Genomic DNA, 20,424 nt, shown 5'->3' with positions numbered 1-20,424 from the left:
TCAGCCCTCCTCGGGCCGCAGCGCGAACATATAGCCTTCATTGCGGATGGTGCGGATGGGATCGCCCGGCCCGAGCTTCTTGCGCAGCCGGCTGATCGTCACGTCGATTGCGCGGTCGAACACGTCCGCGTCGGAGCCCTTGGCGAGTTCGATCAGCGTATCGCGCGAGAGCACGCGCTGCGGCCGGTCCAGAAAGGCGGTCAGCACGCGGAACTCGGCATCGGTGAGCGGGGCCTGCGGAAAGCCCGTGCGATGCAGCACCCGCTCGACCAGATCGAGCCCCCAATCGCCGAAGCGGCGGCGCGGCGATCCCGGCGCGGGCTCGGCGCCGCGCTCGGCCGCGCGCCGCAGCAGCGCCCGCACCCGCGCCAGCAACTCGCGCGGATTGCAGGGCTTGCCGAGATAATCGTCGGCGCCGACTTCGAGCCCGACGATGCGATCGACATCCTCGCTCATCGCCGACAGCATGATCACCGGCGTGCGATCGCGGGTGCGCAGCCGGCGCAGCACCGAAAGCCCGTCCTCGCCCGGCATCATCAGATCGAGGATCACGCAAACATAGCGCTGGCGCGCCAGCGCGGCGTCCATGGCGGTGGCATCGGCGGCGGTGTCGACGGTGAGGTGATGATCGCGCAGAAAGCCGGCGATCAGATCCACCAGTTCGGCGTCATCGTCGACCACCAGCAATCGGGGGGCGGCCGCATCATTCATTTCTTCTGGCTCTCCTGGCGCGCGAAGCAGGCGTCGATCGCCTGCTGGGCAGGCGAGCGGGGCAACGCATCAAGGCTGAGATAGCCCCGCGCGCCGGGATCGAGAAGCGCGAAGCGCTGCGCGGCGACCGTCCTGATCTCGCTCATGGACACGCCGCGGTTGATGTCGAGGTCGGCCGAGGCGATCGGTTCGGGCACGTTGAGCGAGGCATAATGGCCCGCGCCATAGGCGGCGACATAGTCCACCCGCTCGCGCGCCTCGCGCTTGGCCGCGCGCCGGCCCTTGCTGTCGTGCGGCTCGCGGAACAGGCCGGGCTGGTACAGCTTGATCTCGGGCGCCTCGTCATTCTCATAGGCGCTCACCTCCTGGGGATCGAGTTCGCCATCGCCATCCGTGTCGAGCGTGCGGGCATAGCGTTCGGCGTCGGCGGCCAGCTCGGCCTGGGTGAGCCGCCCGTCATGGTCGGCGTCGGCGGCGGCGAACCAGCGCGCCATCGGATCGCTATGGCCGTTGGTGCGCACCGGCTCGCCCATCGGCGCGATATAGAGCGGCGCGTAGCGCGGCCCGCACGGGCCATAGGGTCGGCCCTGCACGAGGATATCGTCGCCCGCGCTGGCCGGCGGCGGCGCGGGCGGCGCCGGCGGGGGCGGCGCGGCGGCGAGCAGCAGGAGCGGCAGCAGGCGGCGGATCATTCGTGGCGCAGCGCGTCGATCGGGTCGAGCAGGGCGGCGCGGCGCGCCGGGAAATAGCCGAACACCACGCCGATCAGCGCCGAAAAGAGGAAGGCGGCGAGATTGATCTTGGTTTCGAAGGCGAAGCCGAGCCCGAAGGCGCGGGTCAGCCCGAAACAGGCGCCCAGCGCCAGCACGATGCCGATCAGCCCGCCCAGCATCGACAGCACCACCGCCTCGACCAGGAACTGCATGCGCACCTCGGCGGCGACCGCGCCGATCGCCAGCCGGATGCCGATTTCGCGCGTCCGCTCGGTCACCGAGACGAGCATGATGTTCATGATGCCGATGCCGCCGACCAGCAGCGAGATCGCCGCCACCGCGCCCACGAAGGTCGTCAGCATCGTGGTCGCGCCCGACAGCGTGTCCGCGATCTGGCGCTGGTCGAAGATGGTGAAATCATCCTGCTTGGTGCCGGTGATGTTGCGGCGCTCGCGCAGCAGCGCGGCGATGGCGTTCTGGATGGCGGCACTGTCATAGGCGGGATCGGCCGATACGGTGATCACGCGAATATCCTGGTTGCCGGTGAAGCGGCGCTGAACCGCCTTGAGCGGCATGATCACCATATCGTCGCCATCCTGGCCGAACCCGCCCTGGCCGCGCGTGGCCAGCAGCCCGACGACGACGCAGCTGATCCCGCCCACGCGCAGCCGGCTGCCCAGCGCGTTTTCGGTGGGATAGAGGCGCGCGCGCACCGTGCTGCCGAGCAGGCATACGGATTTGCCCGCCTCCTCCTCGCTCTGGGTGAAGCGGCGGCCGTCGCTGACGAGCCAGGTCTGGGTATCGAGAAAGGCGTTGCCCGCGCCGGTGACGGTGGTGGACCAGTTGGCGGCGTTGCGCACGGCGGTGGCGCTGGTCTGCACCTGCGGCGCCACTTCGGTCACGCCGGCGATCTGGTCGCGCACCGCCTCGGCATCGGCGATCTTGAAGGGCGGCGGCACCTGGCCGCCGCCGCGCCCGGCGCCCCCGCCCGGCAGGATCGTCAGCACGTTCGCGCCAAGGCTGCTGATCTGTTCGCGCACCGATCGGGTCGCGGCATTGCCCAGCGTCACCATCGTCACCACCGCGAACACGCCGATCACGATGCCGAGCACGGTGAGGAAGGAGCGCAGCAGGTGGCGGCGGATGGCGCGCGCCGCCAGCAGCGCCGAGGTGGCGATCAGCCGGCCGGTGGCGATGCGGCGCACGGGCGGCGGCGCGGGAAGCGGCGCGTGCGTCATGCCGGGGCGCGCGCCGGCGGCGCGGCGATGCGCTCGACCAGCCCATCGCGGAAATGCGCGATGGTGCGGGCATAGGCGGCCATCTCGGGCTCGTGCGTCACCATCAGGATGGTCAGCCCCTGCTCTTCGTTGAGCCGCGTGAGCAGCCCCATAATCTCCACCGAGCGCTCCGAATCGAGATTGCCGGTCGGCTCGTCGGCGAGCAGCACGTCGGGCTGGGTGACGATGGCGCGCGCGATGGCGACGCGCTGCTGCTGCCCGCCCGAAAGTTCGGCGGGCGTGTGGTCGGCGCGGTCGGCGAGGCCGACCTGCTCCAGCGCGGCCATGGCCAGCGCATAGCGCGCATGCCGGCCGGCGCCGCGATAGAGCAGCGGCAGTTCCACATTCTCGAGCGCGCTGGTCCGGGGCAGCAGGTTGAACCCCTGGAAGACGAAGCCGAGATAGCGCCGCCGCAGCAGCGCGCGCTGATCCCGGTCGAGCGCCTCCACCGCCTGGCCGCGGAACAGGAAGCTGCCGCTGCTCGGCACGTCGAGACAGCCGAGAATGTTCATCGCGGTGGATTTGCCCGAGCCCGACGGGCCCATCACCGCCAGGAAGGCGCCGCGCTCCACCGCGAGATCGATCCCGCGCAGCGCATGCACGGCGGCGTCGCCGCTGCCGTAGCGCTTGGTGACGGCGGTGAGCCGGATCAGCGGATCGGCCATGGCGTCCGCTCAGCTCGCGGCATGGGCGAGCGTGCCGGTGATCACCGCCACCCCCGGCCGCAGCCCCGCGCCGGAGACGGCGGTGAGGCTGCCATTGCTGTCGCCCACCACCACCGGCACCGCCACGGGCTTGCCCTTGCGCAGCACGAACACCGCCTGGCGGCTGCCGCGGCCGATCGCGCCGCTCTTGTCCTGGCCGGCCTGGCCGAAGCCGCCGCTGCCATCCTTCGGCCCGCCGAGCAGGAAGCCGCCGCTTTCGGCCTGGTCGCGCGGGCGGAAGCGCAGCGCGGCATTGGGCACGAGCAGCACGTTGCGGCGGACGGCGGTGATGATCGTGGCGCTCGCCGTCATCCCCGGCCGCAGCGCGAGATCGGGATTGGCGACCGAGAGCGACGCCGTATAGGCGACCACGGCGGTGGTGGCGTTGCTGGTGCTGCTGCCGGCGCTGTTCACCGTGGGCGTGGCGTTGGCGCCGAAATCGATCCGCTCGACCCGCGCCGGAAAGACGCGGCCGGGATAGGCGTCGACCGTGAAATTGGCGGGATCGCCGGCATGGACCTCGCCGACATCGGCCTCGTCCACCTTCACGTCCAGCTTCATCGCGGCGAGATCCTCGGCGATGGTGAAGAGCGTCGCGACGTTGAACTGCGCCGCCACCGTCTGTCCGGGCTCGACCTGGCGCGACAGCACCACGCCGTCGACGGGCGAGTAGATCGTCGCCTTGGCGAGATTGGTGCGGTTGCTGCTCACCGTCGCCTGGTTCTGGTCGACCTGCGCGCGCGCCGCCGCGAGATTCGCCTGGGCGCGCTCGAAATCGGCGCGGGCGGTGTCGAGTTCGGTCTTGGAGGGCACCTTGCCGCCCGAAAGCCGCGCCACCTCCTGATAGCGGCGATAGGTCGCGGCGGACTGGTCGAGCGTCGCCTGGTTCTGCGCCACCGCCGCCTCGGCCGCGCGCAGCTGCGCGATGCTGAGCCGCAGCGCATCCTCGAGCCGCGCCGTGTCGAGCCGCGCCAGCGGCTGGCCCTTGGCGACATGATCGTTGTTCTGCACGAACACCTGGGTCACGATGCCCGAGACTTCCGACCCGACATTCACCTGGCGCGTCGGGGTGAGATTGCCCGTGGCCGCCACCGACACGGTGAGATCCGCGCGCCGCGCCGGCGCGGTGGCATAATGCTCCGGCTCGCGCGTGCCGAAGGCGCAGCGCACCACGAACAGCAGCACCAGCACCAGCGCCACCCCGATCGCGAGGCGGCGGGCGATGCGCCGCCGCCGCGTGGGACGCTCCACGCCGAGGAAGCTGTCGATATCCTGGTCGGCCGGGGGCGCGATCGGCTCGGTCATCACTGGCCTTGCGGGTTGGCCGGCGCGGCGGGGGCCGGCGCGGCGAGGTCGGGCAGCTCGATCGCCGCCGGGGTGAGGGGCAGGGCCGAGACGGGCATCGGCGCCGCCTGCCAGCCGCCGCCCAGCGCCTTGTAGAGCTGGACGAGCGCGGTGGCGCGATCGGCGCGGGTGCTGGCGGCGGCGTCCTGCGTGCCGAGCAGGGTGCGCTGGCTGTCCAGCAGCGTCTGGAAATCGACCAGCCCGGCGCGATACTGGCTCTGCGCGAGCAGCAGCGCCTGTTGCGACTGATCCGCCGCGAGGCTGAGCGACACCGCGCGCTCATGGCTGTTGGCGAGCGCGGTCATCGCATTCTCGACATCGCCGAGCGCGGTCAGCACCGTCTTGCGATAGGTCGCGAGCGCCTCGTCGGCGGCGCCGCGCGCCGTCTCGATGCGGCCGCGAATGGCGCCGCCGTCGAAGATCGGCGCGGTCAGGTTGGCGAGCAGCGTGCCGGTGGCGAAGCGGGTGAGATCGCCGATCGAGCCGCCATTGCCGACCAGCGTGCCGCTGAGCCGCAGCGCGGGATAGAGCGCGGCGCGCGCCACGCCGATGCGCGCGCTCGCCGCCGCCAGCTGGCGCTCGGCGGCGCGCACGTCGGGGCGGCGTTCCAGCATCGCCAGCGGCACGTCGGCGCCCAGCATCCGGTCGGCGGGCGGGATCGGCGCCGCCGCCGCCAGCCGCGCGCGCACCGTCTCGGGGGTGAGGCCGCACAGGATCGCCAGCGCGCTGCCCGCCTCGACCAGGCTCGTCTCGAGCGAGGGGATGGTCGCGGCGGTCTGCTCGCGCTGGGCGCGGGCGCGGGCGAGATCGAGCGCGGAGACGAGCCCCGCCTGCACCCGCCAGCCGACGATCGCCACCGTCTCGTCCTCGCTGGCGAGATTGGCGCGGGCGATCGCCAGCCGCTCCTGCGCGGCGCGGGCGGTGATGTAATCCAGCGCGACCTCGGCGGCGATGGTGCGCTGCGTATCGCGCAGCGCCTCGAGCGCGGCGGCCTCGTCGCCGCGCGCCGCTTCCACGCCGCGCCGCACGCCGCCGAACAGATCCACCTCGTAGCTGGCGTCGAGCCCGGCCGAGATGTTGGTGCTGCTGCCGCCGGTGCTGAAGGTGGCGGCGCCGCCGGTGCCGCCCGCGCCAAGGCCGCTGCCGGGCGGCGCGATCAGCACGTCGCCGCCCTTGCCCAGCAGCGTGGTATGGCCGGCCGATGCCGATCCGCTGAGGCTGGGGAAGAGGGTGGCGCGCGCCGTGCGCAGCGAACCGCGCGCCTCGCGCAGCCGCGCGCCGGCGGCGACGATATCCGGCCCGCGCGCCAGCGCCTCGCCGATCAGCGCATCGAGCACGGGATCGCCGAGCCCGGTCCACCAGCGCGCCAGCTCGGCGGCATCGGCGGGCGCGGCGAAGGCGGGGCTGGCGGCGGCGAAGGCGTCCGGCACGCCCAGCGACCCCGGCGCGGGGGGCCGGTAGCGCGGGCCGACCGTGCAGGCGCTTGCCAGCAGCGCGAGCGCCACCGGGCTCGCGATAAGGCCGCCCGCTTTCCTCATGCCGTCTCCCGCTCGCTCCGCGCCGTGGCGCGCCCGACGGCCCGCGCAGCTTCCCATGACACCGCCGTGATAGCGCCGGCTTGTGCAACTGCGAAGTCCCGAGATGCGCTCGATCCCTTCGGCGTGCTGGCGTAAGCCTTTCTTAGCACCCGCTTTGGCATAGCGGAGCGCGAGACTGTGCCGTGTTTGGACAGGCGCCGGTGCCGGCCAGGGGCGCCGTCGCGCCCGGCGGCCGCCGCTCGGGAGCGCCTGATGGATTTGCCGCTGATCCGCCCCTTTCCGCCCCGGCTGAGCCGGCTCGGCGCCGCGCTCGAGGCGATCGAGGAGAGCGGCATCTACAGCAATTCCGGCCCGGTCGCGCGGCGCTTCGAGCAGGAGGCGACGGCGCGGCTGTTCGGCGGGCGCGGTGCCTGCGTCGCCGTCGCCAACGCCACGCTCGGCCTGATGCTGGCGCTGCGCCACGGCCTGCTCGGCCGCCGCGACCGGACGCTGGCGATCCTCCCCGCCTTCACCTTCGCCGCCACCGCGCACGCCGCGCAATGGGTGGGGCTCACCCCGGTGCTGGCGGATTGCGATCCCGATGATTGGGCGCTGGCGGCGGCCGAGGAGGAGCGGCTGCTCGCGCGGCACGGCGCGCGAATCGGGGCGATCCTCCCCTATGCCACCTTCGGCAACGGGCTCGATTGGGAACGCTATGCCTGGCTCGCGCGGCGCCACGATCTGGCGGTGGTGATCGATGCCGCCGCCTCGCTCGGCGCGCGCGACGAGGCGGATCGCGGCTTCGGCACCGATTGCCCCTTCCCCGTCGTCTTCTCGATGCACGCCACCAAGACCTTCGCCACCGGCGAGGGCGGGCTCATCTATTGCCGCGACGAGGCGCTGGTCGAGCGGCTCCGCGCCATGGCCAATTTCGGCTTCGAGGCGGGGCGCAGCGCGACGCTGCCGGGCCTCAACGCCAAGCTGGCCGAGGTGCCCGCGCTGCTCGCGCTGGAGAAGCTGGGCGAGATCGAGGCGGTGGCGACGCACCGCGCCGCGCTGGCGGACCACTATCGCCGCCGGCTGGCGGGCTTCACCCTGCAGGTTCCGCGCGGTCGCCGGCCCGCGCTCCAGTTCATGCCCGTGCTGCTGCCCGCCGCGCTGGCGCCGCACCGCGAGGCGATCATCGCCCGGCTCGCCGAGGCCGGGATCGGCGCCGGCCGCTATTTCAGCCCGCATCTGGCCGAGCAGCCGCATTTCCGCGACACCTGTCTGATCGAGCCGCTGCCGGTGACGGACGCGATCGCCAGCCGCATGCTGGTGCTGCCGGTGACGGACGCGATGACGATCGCCGATGTCGACCGCGTCGCCGACGCGCTGATCGAGGCCTGTCGCCGCCAGCCGCGCCTGCCGCGTGCGCAGCCCGCCACGCCGCGCTCGCGGCTGTTCGGCGCGATTCTGGTCGGCGGCGGGCCGGCGGGCAGCGCGCTGATCGGCGCCGCCGCCAAGGCCGGCCAGCTCGAGCCGCTCGCCGCCGCCGGTCTGGCGGTGATCGAGCGCGCGCCGCACATCGGATCGGGCAAGCTCGGCGCCTATGCGATCGCGTCCGATTCCACCGCCGAGACCTTCCTCACCGCCGATACCGCGCTGCCGCCGGCGCTGCGGCTGGAGGACGAGGCGGTCGCCAAGGCGCTGCGCGCGCATATCGGCGGCCTTGGCGTGCCGCTGGCCAAGGTCGGCGCCTATCTCGATCGGCTCGGCGCGCGGCTGGCGCAGCGGCTCGACGATCTCGGCGGCGTGCTGCTCACCGGCCATGAGGTGGTGGCGGCGCAGCAGCTGGGTGGCGGCGGCTGGCGCGTGCGCGCGCGCCGCCGCGCCGATGGCGAGGCGATCGAGCTTCATGGGCACAGCCTCGTGCTCGCCACCGGCGGCCACCAGCCGGCGACGCGGCTCGCCGAGGAGCTGGTGGCGGGCCGTTCGCTGATCGAGCGCTGCGGCGACCGGCTGATCCAGTCGGACGCGCTGCTGCGCGAGGGCGGGGTCGAGGCGGCGCTCGCGTCGCTGCCCACCGGCCGGCCGCTGCGGATCGCGCTGGTCGGCGGCTCGACCAGCGCGGTCACGGCGGCGGTGCGGCTGCTCAAGGCGGGCGTGCCGCTCGCGCCGGGCGGGCTGGCGCTGCTGCACCGCCGGCCGCTCCGGCCCTTCTATCCCTCGGCGGCGGCGGCGCGCGCCGATGGCTTCGAGGATTTCGGGCCCGACGATATCTGCCCCGTCTCGGGCTTCGTCTACCGCCTGGCCGGCTTCCGGTTGGAGGCGCGCGAGCTGGTCGTCCATGCGCTCGGCATTGGCGGCCGCGCGGGCGATCCCCGGCTGCGTCTTCACCGGCTCGGCGGCGCCGAGGATGCCGTGGCGGCGCGGCTGCTGGACGAGGCCGATCTGGTGGTGGCGGCGTTCGGCTACCGCCCCCATGCGCTGCCGCTGATCGATCAGGCCGGCCGCGCGATCCGGCTGCGCGCCGACGCGCCCGCGCACGGGCCGATGGTGGACGATCAGTGCCGCGTCGTCGATGCCGCGGGCGAGCCGCTGGACGGGGTGTTCGGCATCGGTCTCGCCGCCGGCTTCGTGCCGAGCGGCGCGCTTGGCGGCGAGCCGAGCTTCCGGGGCCAGGCCAACGGATTGTGGCTCTGGCAGAACGATGTCGGCCAGCGGATCGCGGCGCAGCTGCTCGCCCGCGCCGAGGCCGCCTGTGCCCGCGCGGTCGCCTGACGCCATGACGGCGCCGCTCATCAGCGTGGTGATGCCGAGCTACAAGGGCGCGGCGCTGATCCGCGAGACGATCGACAGCGTGCGCGCGCAGACGGTGCAGGATTTCGAGATCATCGTGATCGACGATGGCTCGCCCGATCACACCGTCGCGCTGGTGGAAAGCCTGGGCGATCCCCGCATCCGCGTGGTGCGCGCGCCCGAAAATGGCGGCCCGGCCCGCGCGCGCAGCCTCGGCGCGCCGCTGGCGCGCGGCCGCTACATCGCCGGGCTGGACCAGGACGATCTCTGCCATCCCACCCGCTTCGCCAAGCAGGTGGCCTGGCTGGAGGCGCATCCCGAGGCGGTGCTGCTCGCCTCCACCATCGCGCCCTTTGGCCCGCAGGCGGGGGCCGATCCCTTTCCCGCGCTCACCGATCCCGATGCGATCGACTGGCAGCTGCTGGTCGCCAACCCGCTCGCCTGGTCGAGCGTGATGATGCGCGCCGAGCCGGCGCTGCGGTTGCAGCCCTTCCAGCGCGATGCGCGGCGCTATGCCGAGGATTTCGACTTTTACCACCGCATCCGCGCCTTCGGGCGGATCGGCCGGCTCGCCGAGCCGCTGGTGCGCTACCGGCTGCACGCCGGCGGCAGCTCGCGCCTGTTCGAGGAGCGCATGATCCTGGCGGCCGGCGCGGTGCTGGCTGAGCGCTATGCGGCGGATTTCGGCGCGGAGGCGGCGGCGGCGGGGGTGCTGATGAGCCGCCACGCCGCCGCCGCCCACGCCCCGCCCGACGCCGCGACGCTGGCGGCGTGCGGCGCGGTGCTCGATCGCCTGCTCGCCACGCAAGGCGCGATCGCGCCCGACTATGCGCCCGGCGCCGCCGCCGCCACCTGGTGGGCGATCGCCCGGCGCGGGCTGCGCGCCGGCGCCTATGGCCCGCGCGCGCTGCGCGCCGCCTGCCCCGGCTTCGCCCGTGCGCGCGCCGCCGCCCCGCCCGTGCGCGACGCGGTGATCGGTGCCGCGCGACGGATCGTTCGCCGCTTAAGGGTTTGACCGGAAACGGGCGGCCACCCATGGTGGCGCGATGAGCGAGTATCAGGATGAGCTTGCCGCGCTGCAACTGGCGCTGGTGCGGACCCAACAGGCCATGGCGGACAGCGGCGAGCGGCTGGTGATCGTGCTGGAAGGGCGCGACGCCGCCGGCAAGGACGGCACGATCAAGCGCATCACCGAGCATCTCAGCCCGCGCCTTACGCGCAGCGTCGCCCTGCCCAAGCCCTCGGACCGCGAGCGCACCCAATGGTATTTCCAGCGCTATGTGGCGCAGCTGCCGGCGGCGGGCGAGATCGTGATCTTCAACCGCAGCTGGTACAACCGCGCCGGGGTGGAGGTGGTGATGGGCTTCTCCACTCCCGCCGAACAGGCCGAATTCCTGCGCGATGCGCCCGATTTTGAGCGGATGCTGGTCGAAAGCGGCATCAAACTGGTCAAAATCTGGCTCGATATCGACAAAAAAGAGCAGGAAAAGCGCCTGTCCGCGCGCCGCACCGATCCGCTCAAGGCGCTCAAGACCTCGCCGCTCGACAATGTCGCCCAGGAGAAATGGGACGGCTATTCCGCCGCGCGCGACACGATGCTGGAGCGCACCCACACGCCGCTGGGGCCGTGGATGTGCGTGCGCGCCGATCACAAGAAGCGCGCGCGGCTGGCGGTGATCCGGCATATCCTGCGCGTCGCGGCGCCGCCCGCGATCGCCGCCGAGATCGCCGATCCCGATCCCGCCACGCTCTTCCCCTTCGCCGTCGAGGCGCTGCACGACGGGCGGCTGGCGCGCTGAGCCGGGGCTGGCCGAGGGCCGCCCCCTCTGTATAAGGGGCTCATGCCGATCGCTGCCCTGGCCCTGTCCGCCGTCGCGATGACGATGATCGTGGCGGTGCGCTATCTGCTCGCGAGCGGCGGTTTCGCGCTGGCGACGCGGCTGCGGCATCCCGGCCGCTATGCCGGCCTCGCCCGCCAGATCCGGCGCGAGATCGGCTGGTCGCTGGTGTCGGCCGCGATCTACGGCGTGCCGGCCGGGCTGGTCGCCTGGGCGTGGCGCGCGCGCGGGCTCACGCGCATCTATGCCGATATCCACGCCTATCCGCTGCTCTGGTGGCCGGCTTCGGTGCTGCTCTTCCTGCTGCTGCACGACAGCTGGTTCTACTGGACGCACCGATTGATGCACCGGCCGCGGCTGTTCCGCATCGCCCATGCCGTGCACCATGCCAGCCGCCCGCCCACCGCCTGGGCGGCGATGAGCTTCCATCCCTGGGAGGCGGTGAGCGGGGCGATCGTGATCCCCGCGCTCGTCTTCCTCATCCCCATCCATGTCACCGCGCTCGCCACGGTGCTGACGATCATGACCGTGATGGGCGTGACCAATCACATGGGCTGGGAAATTTTTCCGCGCGCGCTGGTGGAAGGGCCGGCCGGGCGTTGGCTGATCACCGCCAGCCATCACCAGCGCCACCACGAGCACTATAGGTGCAATTATGGACTCTATTTCCGTTTCTGGGACCGCGCCTGCGGCACCGATCAGGGGCTGGGCTCGTTCGACGCTGCTCGTCCTGGCGGCGGGCGGGCTGGGCGGCGCCGCCCCGCTCGCCAGTCTTGACATCGGGCTTGAGGGGCTGCGCTCCACCAAGGGGCTGGTGCAGGTGTGCATCACCGCCGATCCCGCGCATTTCCCGGCGTGCGACAAGGATCCGGTGGCGCGCCGGCGCACCGTGGCGGCGGCCGCCGCCACGCGGATGCGCTTCGACGATCTGCCGAGCGGCCACTATGCCGTGGCGCTGTTCCATGACGAGAACGGCAATGGCCGGATCGACACGCGCTTCGGCATCCCGATCGAGGGCGTGGGCTTCTCCAACAATCCGCGCCTCTGGTTTGGCCCGCCCAGCTTCCGCGCGGCGGAAATCACGGTGACGGGCCAAGCCACGGACGAGATGGTCAAGCTGCGCTACTTTCTCTGAGAGGCGGACGGCGTCACGCCGCCGGCACGCCCTTCTTGGCAAGCTCGGCGCGGGCGCGGCGCAGCGACTCGAGCCGGCAGGTTTGGGTGGCGAGCGCGCTCGTCTCTTCGCAGACCGTGCTGGTGGCGCTGCTCAGCCGGCGGTGCAGCAGGGCCTGGCCGGCGCTGCTCTGCAGGTTGAGATCGTTGAAGCGCACCTCGACCTGGCGGACATCCTCGGCCTGGGCCGGGGCGGCGAGGGGCAGCAGCGCGACGCCGGCGGTGGCGGCGACGAGCAGGCGGGACAGGATCTTCGACATGGCAGGCTCCTTGGCTTTCCGCGACGCTGCGGATGCCAGGAGCGTTGCAGGAGCCGTGCCAATTGGCCGATCGCCCGGAATCCGGCCCAAGTCCGTTTAGGGTCCGTGACGATCGCGCCAAGCTTCGGGAAATCGCACCGGCAAATGGCGGGGCGGGCCAGAGCCCGCCCCGGGTCCGTCAGCGGCAGACCACCTGGCCCTGATCGATCGACTTGCCGAGCAGCGCGCCGCCGCCGCCGCCGAGCAGCGTGCCGAGCACGCGGCTATGGCCGCCGTCGATGAGATTGCCGAGGATGCCGCCGGCGACCGCGCCCACGATCAGCCCGGTCGTGCCGTCCGAGCGGCGGCAATAATAGCGCCCGTCCTGGCCGCGATAGACGCGATCGTCACGGCCGAGCGCGCGGCCCTGGCCGGGATCGGGCCGGTAGTAGCGATCCGCATAATAGGCGTCCTGGCCGGGCGGGGGCCGGCCCTCGTCATAGCGCTGCCAATCGGCGGGCGGGGGCGCCTGGCGATAGCCGCCATCCTGCGGCGGCGGGGGCGGGGGCGGCGGCTCGTCGCGATAACCGTCATCGCCGCGCGTGCCGGGCGGCGGCGGGGGCGGGGCGGCCTGATTGTCATAGCCGCGATCATAGCCGGGCGGCGGCGGCCGATCGCCATAATAGCCGGGCGGCGGCGGCGGCGGCCGATCCTGATAATAGCCGGGCGGAGGCGGCGGCGGCGGGGGCGCGCCGTAGCCGCCCGCGCCATAGCCATCCTCGTAGCAGCCCGCGAGCGGCAGCAGCGCCACCAGCGCGCCCGCCAGTTTCCATGGACGTCGAACCTGCATATCCTCCTCCTCCTTCACGGCCATCCCGATCCACCGCTGCGGCTGAACGCGCGATGTCCTGCGGGTCTCCGTCGCCAAGCGAGGCTTTGACCGGCTGCCGGCTTTGCCCTAGTTTGCGCTCCATTCCCCGGGGAACCCGCAAGGGTTGAGAGGCGGCGCCGGTGCCGCGACCCGTCGAACCTGAACCGGTTGATACCGGCGGAGGGAGGGAGCGGCCGCCTTGCCGGTATCCGTTTCCGCCTCCGCCCAGCGAGGAGCGTGACATGGCCGATATTCCCGCGCGCACGGAAATGAAGGTGACGACCGGCCCCATCCGGGGATCGCGCAAGATTCATGTCGGCCCGCACCGCGTGGCGATGCGCGAGGTGATGCTCGAGCCCGGCGCCAAGGAGCCGCCGGTGCGGCTGTACGATACATCGGGCCCCTACAGCGATCCGAACGCGCGAATCGACATCATGGCCGGCCTGCCCGAGCTGCGGCGCGACTGGGTGCGCGGGCGCGGCGATGTCGAGGAGGTTACGCAGCGCGAGGTGCGGCCCGAGGATAATGGCCAGCTCGGTCCCGACCGCTCGGGCGGCGTGCCGCCCTTCCCGCAGGTGCGCGGGCGCGTGCTGCGCGCCAAGCCGGGGCAGAATGTCACCCAGATGCACTATGCCCGGCGCGGCATCATCACGCCCGAGATGGAATATGTCGCCACGCGCGAAAATCTCGGCCGTGCGGCGCTGGCCGAGCAGCTGGTGCGCGACGGCCAGGATTTCGGCGCCGCCATCCCCGATTATGTGACGCCCGAATTCGTGCGCGACGAGATCGCCCGCGGCCGCGCGATCATCCCCAACAATATCAACCATCCCGAAACCGAGCCGATGGCGATCGGCCGCAATTTCCTGGTGAAGATCAACGCCAATATCGGCAATTCGGCGGTCGCCTCGGATGTCGCCAGCGAAGTCGACAAGATGGTGTGGGCGATCCGCTGGGGCGCCGACACGGTGATGGACCTCTCCACCGGCCGCAACATCCACGACACGCGCGAGTGGATCCTGCGCAATTCGCCGGTGCCGATCGGCACCGTGCCCATCTACCAGGCGCTGGAAAAGGTGGGCGGCATCGCCGAGGATCTCACCTGGGAAATTTTTCGCGACACGCTGATCGAGCAGGCCGAGCAGGGAGTGGATTATTTCACCATCCATGCGGGCGTGCGCCTGCCCTATATTCCGATGACCGCGAAGCGCGTGACCGGCATCGTCTCGCGCGGCGGATCGATCATGGCCAAATGGTGCCTGGCGCATCACCGCGAGAGCTTCCTCTACGAGCGGTTCGAGGAGATTTGCGAGATCATGAAGGCGTATGACATCGCCTTCTCGCTGGGCGACGGCCTCCGCCCCGGCTCGATCGCCGACGCCAATGACGAGGCGCAATTCTCCGAGCTGGCGACGCTGGGCGAGCTGACGCAGATCGCCTGGAAGCATGATTGCCAGGTGATGATCGAGGGGCCGGGCCATGTGCCCATGCACAAGATCAAGCAGAACATGGACAAGCAGCTCGAGGCCTGCGGCGAGGCGCCCTTCTACACGCTCGGGCCGCTGACCACCGACGTCGCGCCCGGCTATGATCATATCACCAGCGCGATCGGCGCGGCCATGATCGGCTGGTTCGGCACCGCGATGCTCTGCTATGTCACGCCCAAGGAGCATCTCGGCCTGCCCGACCGCGACGATGTGAAGGTGGGCGTGGTGACCTATAAGCTCGCCGCGCACGCCGCCGATCTCGCCAAGGGGCATCCCGCCGCCAAGCTGCGCGACGATGCGCTGAGCCGCGCGCGGTTCGAGTTCCGCTGGCGCGACCAGTTCAACCTGTCGCTCGATCCCGACACGGCCGAGGCCTATCACGATCAGACGCTGCCCGCCGAGGGCGCCAAGACGGCGCATTTCTGCTCCATGTGCGGGCCGAAATTCTGCTCGATGAAGATCACCCAGGAGGTGCGGGACTTCGCCGCCCGCCAGAATGCGCCGGCGGACCAGTTCCTCGCCGCCGCGCCGGCGGATGCGGAGGCCGGCATGGCCGAGATGAGCGAGAAGTTCCGCGCGACCGGCGGCGAGATCTATCTGCCGGCGGCGGAGTGAGGCAGGGGGGGCGGGCCGCTAGACGAGCCCGCCCCCGATCATCAGGCGCATCAGCCCGACCGCGAGGACGATGAGGTTGAGCGTGCGGCCGGCCGAGCGGCGCGAGAGCGCGCCGAGCGCGAGGCCGAACAGCGCGAACGGCAGGATGAACCAGTACATCCAGCCGAACAGCGGCAGGAAGGCCAGCATCGCCCAGAACAGCGCGATGCCGCCGACGCAGAGCGAGACAAGGTTCAACACGCCCTCTTCTCCTTTCCGGCGGGATCGGCATCCCGCCAATAGCGGAAGGCGGCGCCTTGCAGCCGCCGCACCAGCGCCTCCGCCTCGGGGCCCGTCCACAGCCCGTCATGGCCGAGCGCGAGCGCCTGGCCGCCCGTCCACCAGCCCTGGCCCGGCAGGCCATCGGACTGGCGCACCACCAGCACCGCGAGCCCGGGCTCGCCGAGCGCGGCGCCTTCCTCATCGATCCGGCCCAAAGTCTTGCACAGCGCGCGCATCTTGGGCCGCGAAAAACCGAGCCCGAGCTGCGCGAGCAGCTCCGAATAGCTCAGCGCCCGGCCATCGCGCGCGGCGGCGATGAGCAGCGCGCGGATGCGGGGCGCATCCGCGATCGCCTCATGCACCGGGCGCCCAATCGGGCGGCGCCAAGGTGAAGCCGGCGAAATCGAAGCCGGGCGAGACGATGCACGACACCAGGCTCCAGCCGCCCTGGTCCGCCTCGGCCGCCTGCCAGTGATAGGCGGGCACGAGCTGCTGCGGGCGGGCGCCGCCGCGGACATCGCCGCCCAGCGTCACCGCCTCCACCCCCGCCGAATCGGCGGCGGCGATGCGGAGGGTGAGCGGCGCGCCGGCGTGCCATAGCCAGATTTCGGCGGCGTCGACGCGATGCCAGTGCGAGCGCTGCCCCGCCTCGAGCAGGAAGAGAATCGCGGTGGCCGAGGGACGGATGCCGGGCGCCGCCTCCGCGCGCCAGGTCTCGCGATACCAGCCGCCTTCCGGATGCTCGGAGAGGGCGAGGGTCTCGATCAGGTCGCGGGCGCTGTCCATCCCGTTCATCTTGGGTCGGGCGCGGGGTTCGGCAAGGGCTCAGCGCGGCCCGGTGAGCCAGCCGATCAGCACATAAGCGAGGATGCCGGGCAGGCCGAGGCCGGCCAGCGTCAGGAAGAGCACGGCCAGCCGCACCAGCCCGACGGGCGCGCCGGTCGCCTGGGCGAAACCCTGGCACACGCCGAGCCACAGGCCCTGGCGGCGATCGCTGACAAAGGAAGACATGGCACGGATCCTTGATGGGATGCGGAAGGCTCAGAGGCCGAAGGTGGCGGCCATGGCGGTCTGCGCGGGCACCACGGCGGCGGCGACGAGCAGGCCCGAGAAGAGCAGCGACGCGGCGGCGGAGACGGCGGTGTCGCGGAGGCTGGTGAACTTGGCGAACATGGCGATGATCCCTTTTTCGTGGCCGCCGGATTGGCGGCCTGCCCATCATTATGCAGGGGCCGTGCCAACTGCCCGAAGCGCCGTGCGGCGGGGGCTTTTGGGGCGGTGGCGCGCGGGGAACGCGCGGATCGCGCCGACTATCGGTGTACGTCACCGAACAATGGCGTTCTTTGTCCGCGATCTTTGTGGATCGGCCATTGGCCTCGCTGCGCGCACCGCCTATCTCTCAACCATCATGCCACCTGACGCACCGACCACCGGCCCGGCGCCGCGCGAGGCGGGGCTCGCCGCCCTGCGCCGATTCCTTCCCTATCTCTGGCCCGCCGACGCGCCGGGGCTGAAGCTGCGGATCGTCGCCGCCTTTGTCTGCGTGCTGCTGTCCAAGCTGGTGCAGGTCTATGGCGCGCCCTTCGCGCTGCAGGGCGCGGTGGACCGGATGGCGGCGGGATCGCGCGGGGAGATCGGCCTCGTGCTGGCGCTGGTCGCGGGCTACGCCGCCGCGCGCTTCGGCACCACCTTGTTCGACAATCTGCGCAACGCGGTGTTCGAGTGGGTGGGGCAGGATGCCGGGCGGCGGCTGGCGGCGCATGTCTTCCGCCATCTCCACGCGCTCTCGCTGCGCTTCCACCTGTCGCGGCGCACGGGCGCCGTCACCAAGATCGTCGAGCGCGGCACCAAGAGCATCGACACGATGCTCTATTTCCTGCTGTTCAACATCGGGCCGACGCTGCTCGAACTGGTGCTGGTGCTGCAGATCTTCGGCAGCCGCTTCGGCAGCTGGCTGGTGATGACGACGATCGCGATGGTGATCGCCTATATCGCCTTCACCCGCATCGTCACCGATTGGCGCAACGCGCTGCGGGTGAAGATGAACGATCTCGACACGCGCTCGGTGGCGCATGCGGTGGATTCGCTGCTCAACTTCGAGACGGTCAAATATTTCAACGCCGAGGCGCGCGAAGCCGAACGCTATGACCGAGCGATCACGGCCTATGCCCGCGCCGCCACGCGCAACGAGACCTCGCTCGCCTGGCTCAATATCGGCCAGTCGCTGATCACCAACGCGATGCTGGCGATTGGCATGGCGATGGTCGCGTGGGGCTGGGCCAAGGGCCGCTTCACGCCGGGCGACGCGGTGCTCGTCTCGACGCTGCTGTCGCAGCTGTTCCGGCCGCTGGATCTGCTCGGCATGGTGTATCGCACCGTGCGCCAGGGGCTGATCGACATGGCCGCCATGTTCGCGCTGATCGATACCGAGGCGGAGGTGGTGGACCGCCCCGGCGCGCCGCCGCTGCACGTGGCGGCGGGGCATGTCCGCTTCGAGAATGTGCGCTTCGGCTATGAGCCGGAGCGGCTGATCCTCGATGGCGTGGATCTCGACGTGCCCGCCGGCACCAGCCTGGCGATCGTCGGCGCCTCGGGCGCGGGCAAATCCACGATCGCGCGGCTGCTGTTCCGCTTCTACGATCCGCAGGGCGGCCGCATCACCATCGACGGCCAGGATATCGCGCAGGTCGACCAGGCCTCGCTGCGCGCGGCGATCGGCATCGTGCCGCAGGATACGGTGCTGTTCAACGACACGATCGGCTATAACATCGCCTATGGCCGCGATGGCGCCGATGCCGCGGCGATCCAGGCGGCGGCGGCCGGCGCGGCGATCGACGGCTTCATCGCCAGCCTGCCGGCGGGCATGGACACCGAGGTGGGCGAGCGCGGGCTCAAGCTTTCGGGCGGCGAGAAGCAGCGCGTGGCGATCGCACGCACCCTGCTGAAGAACCCGCCGATCCTGGTGCTGGACGAGGCGACCAGCGCGCTCGACAGCCGGACCGAGGCGGAAATTCTCGAGACGCTTAACCGCGTGGCGCAGCGCCGCACGACGATCAGCATCGCGCACCGCCTCTCCACCATCACCCAGGCCGATCAGATCGTCGTGCTCGATGCCGGCCGCGTGATCGAGCGCGGGAGCCACGCCACGCTGATGGCGGCGGGCGGCCGCTATGCCGAATTATGGGCGCGCCAGGCGGCGGAGGCGGAGAAGGGCGAGGCGCGCGCGGCCGCCTGATGACGATTGCATCGCGCGCATCCGCAGGTACGAAGCGCGCAACGACCGAGACTATGTTCCGTCTTGCAACTCATCTTGGTTAAAGGCAAAAGGATCGGGCCTTTCAGGCATCCTCTCCTAAACTTTCAAAGGTCGGCTCTCGAAGCCGGCCTTTTTTTTGCGATGACAAGGCTGTCATCCGGCGATGCGCCGCTGCCGCCGCCGTTGCACCGACGAGCCGAGCCCCAGCGCCTCGCGATATTTGGCGACGGTGCGGCGCGCGATATCGAAGCCGCGCGCGCGCAGCAGATCGACCAGCGCATCGTCCGACAACACCGCATCGGCCGGCTCCTCGGCGATCAGCCGCGCGATATGGTTCTTCACCGCCGCCGCCGAGGCCGCCTGGCCGCCATCCGCCGCCTGGATGGCGCTGGTGAAGAAATATTTGAGCTCGAACAGGCCGCGCCCGCAGGCGAGATATTTGTTGGAGGTGACGCGGCTGACGGTGCTTTCGTGCATGCCGATCGCCTCGGCCACGGTCCGCAGCGTGAGCGGGCGCAGCTGCTCGACGCCGTGGCGGAAAAAGCCATCCTGGAGCCGGACGATCTCGGTGGCGACACGCACGATGGTGCGGGCGCGCTGATCCAGCGCCTTGATGAGCCAATTGGCGCTGGTGGCGCATTCGGCCAGCCACGCCTTGCTCGCCGGATCGCGCGCGGCATGGCCCAGCTCGGCCTGGTAGCGGCGGTTGACGATCAGCCGCGGCAGGGTGGCGGCGTTCAGCTCCACCGACCAGCCGCCGGCGGTGGTGGCGGTGACGAAGATGTCGGGCACCACCGGGCTCGCCTCGGCGGCGGCGAAGCGCGCGCCGGGCTTGGGATCATAGGCGCGCAGCTCGCGCACCATGTCCGCGAAATCCTCCTCGTCGACGCCGCACAGCCGTCGCAGCGCGGCGATCTGCCCCCGCGCGAGCAGATCGAGATGGCCGATGAGCGTCGCCATGGCGGGATCATAGCGGTCCGCCTCGCGCGCCTGGAGCGCCAGGCATTCGGCGAGATCGCGCGCGCCGACGCCGGTGGGATCGAGGCTCTGCACCGCCGCCAGCGCGCGTTCGACGCGGGCGAGCGGCTGGCCGAGCCGCGCCGCCACCTCGTCCAGCGGCACGGCGACATAGCCCGCCTCGTCGAGACAGGCGATCAGATGCCGGGCGATGGCGAGATCCTCACCCGAACAGAGCGTGCCGATCTGCTGGTCCAGATGCTCCGCCAGCGTCGGCAGGGCGGCGGCGAACTGATCGAGATCGGGCGCATCCTCGCCACTGCCGCCGGCCGTGGCGGCCATACCGGCCATGGCGTCCGCCGCCGAATCCTGAAATCGCTCCTCGCCGGGATCGATGTCCAGCGCCTGCTCGCCGCCGCCCGCGAGCGAATCGGGCAGCGGATCGGCGACGGGCTCGATCGTCTCGGCGATCTCCGCCGCGCCATCCTCGCCGCCCGCCTCGATCAGCGGATTCTTCTCCAGCTCCTCGGCGACGAACGCCTCGATCTCGAGATTGGAGAGCGCCAGCAGCTTGATCGCCTGCTGGAGCTGCGGCGTCATGACCAGCGACTGGGTCTGGCGGAGATCGAGGCGCGGGCCGAGGCCCATTGTGTCAGCCGAGCCCGGACAGTGAGCGGCGGCGC

Annotated in this window: 21 protein-coding genes and 1 riboswitch; of the genes, 7 read left to right on the top strand and 14 right to left on the bottom strand. The window is 71.4% G+C overall.

Annotation, left to right across the window (positions count from 1 at the left end; genetic code table 11):
* From LHA26_RS06965 to LHA26_RS06940, 6 genes are read right to left on the bottom strand one after another with little or no spacing between them, the layout of a single operon-like run.
* Window positions 1-711, bottom strand: a complete 711-nt coding sequence (locus tag LHA26_RS06965) for a response regulator (RefSeq protein WP_252167991.1) — start codon at window positions 709-711, stop codon at window positions 1-3.
* Window positions 708-1,403 carry an EF-hand domain-containing protein gene (locus LHA26_RS06960; RefSeq protein WP_252167990.1) on the bottom strand — a complete coding sequence of 232 codons (696 nt, stop codon included), beginning with the start codon at window positions 1,401-1,403 and terminating at the stop codon, window positions 708-710. Before LHA26_RS06960 ends, LHA26_RS06965 begins: the two co-directional genes overlap by 4 nt.
* Window positions 1,400-2,605 carry an ABC transporter permease gene (locus LHA26_RS06955; protein WP_252168313.1) on the bottom strand — a complete coding sequence of 402 codons (1,206 nt, stop codon included), beginning with the start codon at window positions 2,603-2,605 and terminating at the stop codon, window positions 1,400-1,402. The genes LHA26_RS06960 and LHA26_RS06955 overlap by 4 nt, the downstream gene beginning before the upstream one ends.
* A 53-nt stretch (window positions 2,606-2,658) precedes the next feature.
* On the bottom strand, window positions 2,659-3,366 hold the full coding sequence (locus tag LHA26_RS06950) for an ABC transporter ATP-binding protein (RefSeq protein WP_252167989.1): 708 nt from the start codon (window positions 3,364-3,366) through the stop codon (window positions 2,659-2,661).
* Window positions 3,367-3,375: 9 nt separating this feature from the next.
* Window positions 3,376-4,710 (bottom strand): efflux RND transporter periplasmic adaptor subunit, encoded by a 1,335-nt coding sequence (locus tag LHA26_RS06945; protein WP_252167988.1) that lies wholly within the window; start codon window positions 4,708-4,710, stop codon window positions 3,376-3,378.
* Complete coding sequence (locus tag LHA26_RS06940) at window positions 4,710-6,287, bottom strand: efflux transporter outer membrane subunit (protein WP_252167987.1); 1,578 nt, start codon at window positions 6,285-6,287, stop codon at window positions 4,710-4,712. The genes LHA26_RS06945 and LHA26_RS06940 overlap by 1 nt, the downstream gene beginning before the upstream one ends.
* A gap of 252 nt (window positions 6,288-6,539) precedes the next feature.
* On the opposite strand from LHA26_RS06940, the gene LHA26_RS06935 reads away from it, so the two are divergent.
* Genes LHA26_RS06935 through LHA26_RS06915 form a run of 5 tightly spaced genes read left to right on the top strand, consistent with a single transcriptional unit; the run spans window position 6,540 to window position 12,020 of the window.
* Window positions 6,540-9,029 carry a DegT/DnrJ/EryC1/StrS family aminotransferase gene (locus tag LHA26_RS06935; protein WP_252167986.1) on the top strand — a complete coding sequence of 830 codons (2,490 nt, stop codon included), beginning with the start codon at window positions 6,540-6,542 and terminating at the stop codon, window positions 9,027-9,029.
* Between the two features lie 4 nt (window positions 9,030-9,033).
* Entirely contained in the window at window positions 9,034-10,062 is a 1,029-nt protein-coding gene (locus LHA26_RS06930) for a glycosyltransferase family 2 protein (protein WP_252167985.1), read from the top strand.
* Between the two features lie 31 nt (window positions 10,063-10,093).
* On the top strand, window positions 10,094-10,846 hold the full coding sequence (gene ppk2 / locus LHA26_RS06925) for a polyphosphate kinase 2 (protein WP_252167984.1): 753 nt from the start codon (window positions 10,094-10,096) through the stop codon (window positions 10,844-10,846).
* 42 nt (window positions 10,847-10,888) lie between these two features.
* Complete coding sequence (locus tag LHA26_RS06920) at window positions 10,889-11,662, top strand: sterol desaturase family protein (protein WP_252167983.1); 774 nt, start codon at window positions 10,889-10,891, stop codon at window positions 11,660-11,662.
* The gene (locus LHA26_RS06915; RefSeq protein WP_252168312.1) at window positions 11,550-12,020 is read left to right on the top strand and encodes a DUF2141 domain-containing protein; all 471 of its coding nucleotides are present in this window, start codon (window positions 11,550-11,552) and stop codon (window positions 12,018-12,020) included. Before LHA26_RS06920 ends, LHA26_RS06915 begins: the two co-directional genes overlap by 113 nt.
* Before the next feature lie 13 nt (window positions 12,021-12,033).
* Here the strand turns inward: LHA26_RS06915 and LHA26_RS06910 are convergent, their stop codons facing one another.
* Window positions 12,034-12,318 (bottom strand): UrcA family protein, encoded by a 285-nt coding sequence (locus LHA26_RS06910; RefSeq protein ID WP_252167982.1) that lies wholly within the window; start codon window positions 12,316-12,318, stop codon window positions 12,034-12,036.
* Window positions 12,319-12,496: 178 nt separating this feature from the next.
* On the bottom strand, window positions 12,497-13,171 hold the full coding sequence (locus tag LHA26_RS06905) for a glycine zipper 2TM domain-containing protein (RefSeq protein WP_252167981.1): 675 nt from the start codon (window positions 13,169-13,171) through the stop codon (window positions 12,497-12,499).
* A 94-nt stretch (window positions 13,172-13,265) separates the two neighbouring features.
* A riboswitch (TPP riboswitch) is annotated at window positions 13,266-13,371 on the top strand.
* 39 nt (window positions 13,372-13,410) lie between these two features.
* On the opposite strand from LHA26_RS06905, the gene thiC reads away from it, so the two are divergent.
* Window positions 13,411-15,267: a phosphomethylpyrimidine synthase ThiC gene (thiC, locus tag LHA26_RS06900; protein WP_252167980.1), complete on the top strand. Its 1,857-nt coding sequence runs from the start codon at window positions 13,411-13,413 to the stop codon at window positions 15,265-15,267.
* An 18-nt stretch (window positions 15,268-15,285) separates the two neighbouring features.
* Here the strand turns inward: thiC and LHA26_RS06895 are convergent, their stop codons facing one another.
* The 5 genes from LHA26_RS06895 to LHA26_RS20045 are packed head-to-tail and all read right to left on the bottom strand — an operon-like array spanning window position 15,286 to window position 16,701.
* The gene (locus tag LHA26_RS06895; RefSeq protein ID WP_252167979.1) at window positions 15,286-15,507 is read right to left on the bottom strand and encodes a hypothetical protein; all 222 of its coding nucleotides are present in this window, start codon (window positions 15,505-15,507) and stop codon (window positions 15,286-15,288) included.
* Window positions 15,501-15,890: a ribose-phosphate pyrophosphokinase gene (locus LHA26_RS06890; RefSeq protein WP_252167978.1), complete on the bottom strand. Its 390-nt coding sequence runs from the start codon at window positions 15,888-15,890 to the stop codon at window positions 15,501-15,503. Before LHA26_RS06890 ends, LHA26_RS06895 begins: the two co-directional genes overlap by 7 nt.
* Entirely contained in the window at window positions 15,883-16,314 is a 432-nt protein-coding gene (locus LHA26_RS06885; protein ID WP_252167977.1) for a cupin domain-containing protein, read from the bottom strand. The genes LHA26_RS06890 and LHA26_RS06885 overlap by 8 nt, the downstream gene beginning before the upstream one ends.
* Window positions 16,315-16,353: 39 nt before the next feature.
* Window positions 16,354-16,539, bottom strand: a complete 186-nt coding sequence (locus LHA26_RS06880; RefSeq protein WP_252167976.1) for a PspC domain-containing protein — start codon at window positions 16,537-16,539, stop codon at window positions 16,354-16,356.
* 30 nt (window positions 16,540-16,569) lie between these two features.
* A complete protein-coding gene (locus tag LHA26_RS20045) occupies window positions 16,570-16,701 on the bottom strand; it encodes a hypothetical protein (RefSeq protein ID WP_302898052.1) in 132 nt (43 codons plus the stop codon).
* Window positions 16,702-16,936: 235 nt separating this feature from the next.
* On the opposite strand from LHA26_RS20045, the gene LHA26_RS06875 reads away from it, so the two are divergent.
* A complete protein-coding gene (locus LHA26_RS06875; protein ID WP_252167975.1) occupies window positions 16,937-18,763 on the top strand; it encodes an ABCB family ABC transporter ATP-binding protein/permease in 1,827 nt (608 codons plus the stop codon).
* A 174-nt stretch (window positions 18,764-18,937) separates the two neighbouring features.
* On the opposite strand, the gene rpoN is transcribed toward LHA26_RS06875, so the two are convergent.
* Entirely contained in the window at window positions 18,938-20,389 is a 1,452-nt protein-coding gene (gene rpoN, locus LHA26_RS06870) for an RNA polymerase factor sigma-54 (RefSeq protein ID WP_252167974.1), read from the bottom strand.
* Window positions 20,390-20,424 lie beyond the last annotated feature (35 nt).

Origin of the sequence: Sphingomonas morindae, assembly GCF_023822065.1 — a bacterium.
Lineage (GTDB): Bacteria > Pseudomonadota > Alphaproteobacteria > Sphingomonadales > Sphingomonadaceae > Solisphingomonas > Solisphingomonas morindae.
The sequence above is the reverse complement of the archived record's forward strand: the minus strand, read 5'-3'. Positions and strand labels throughout refer to the sequence as shown.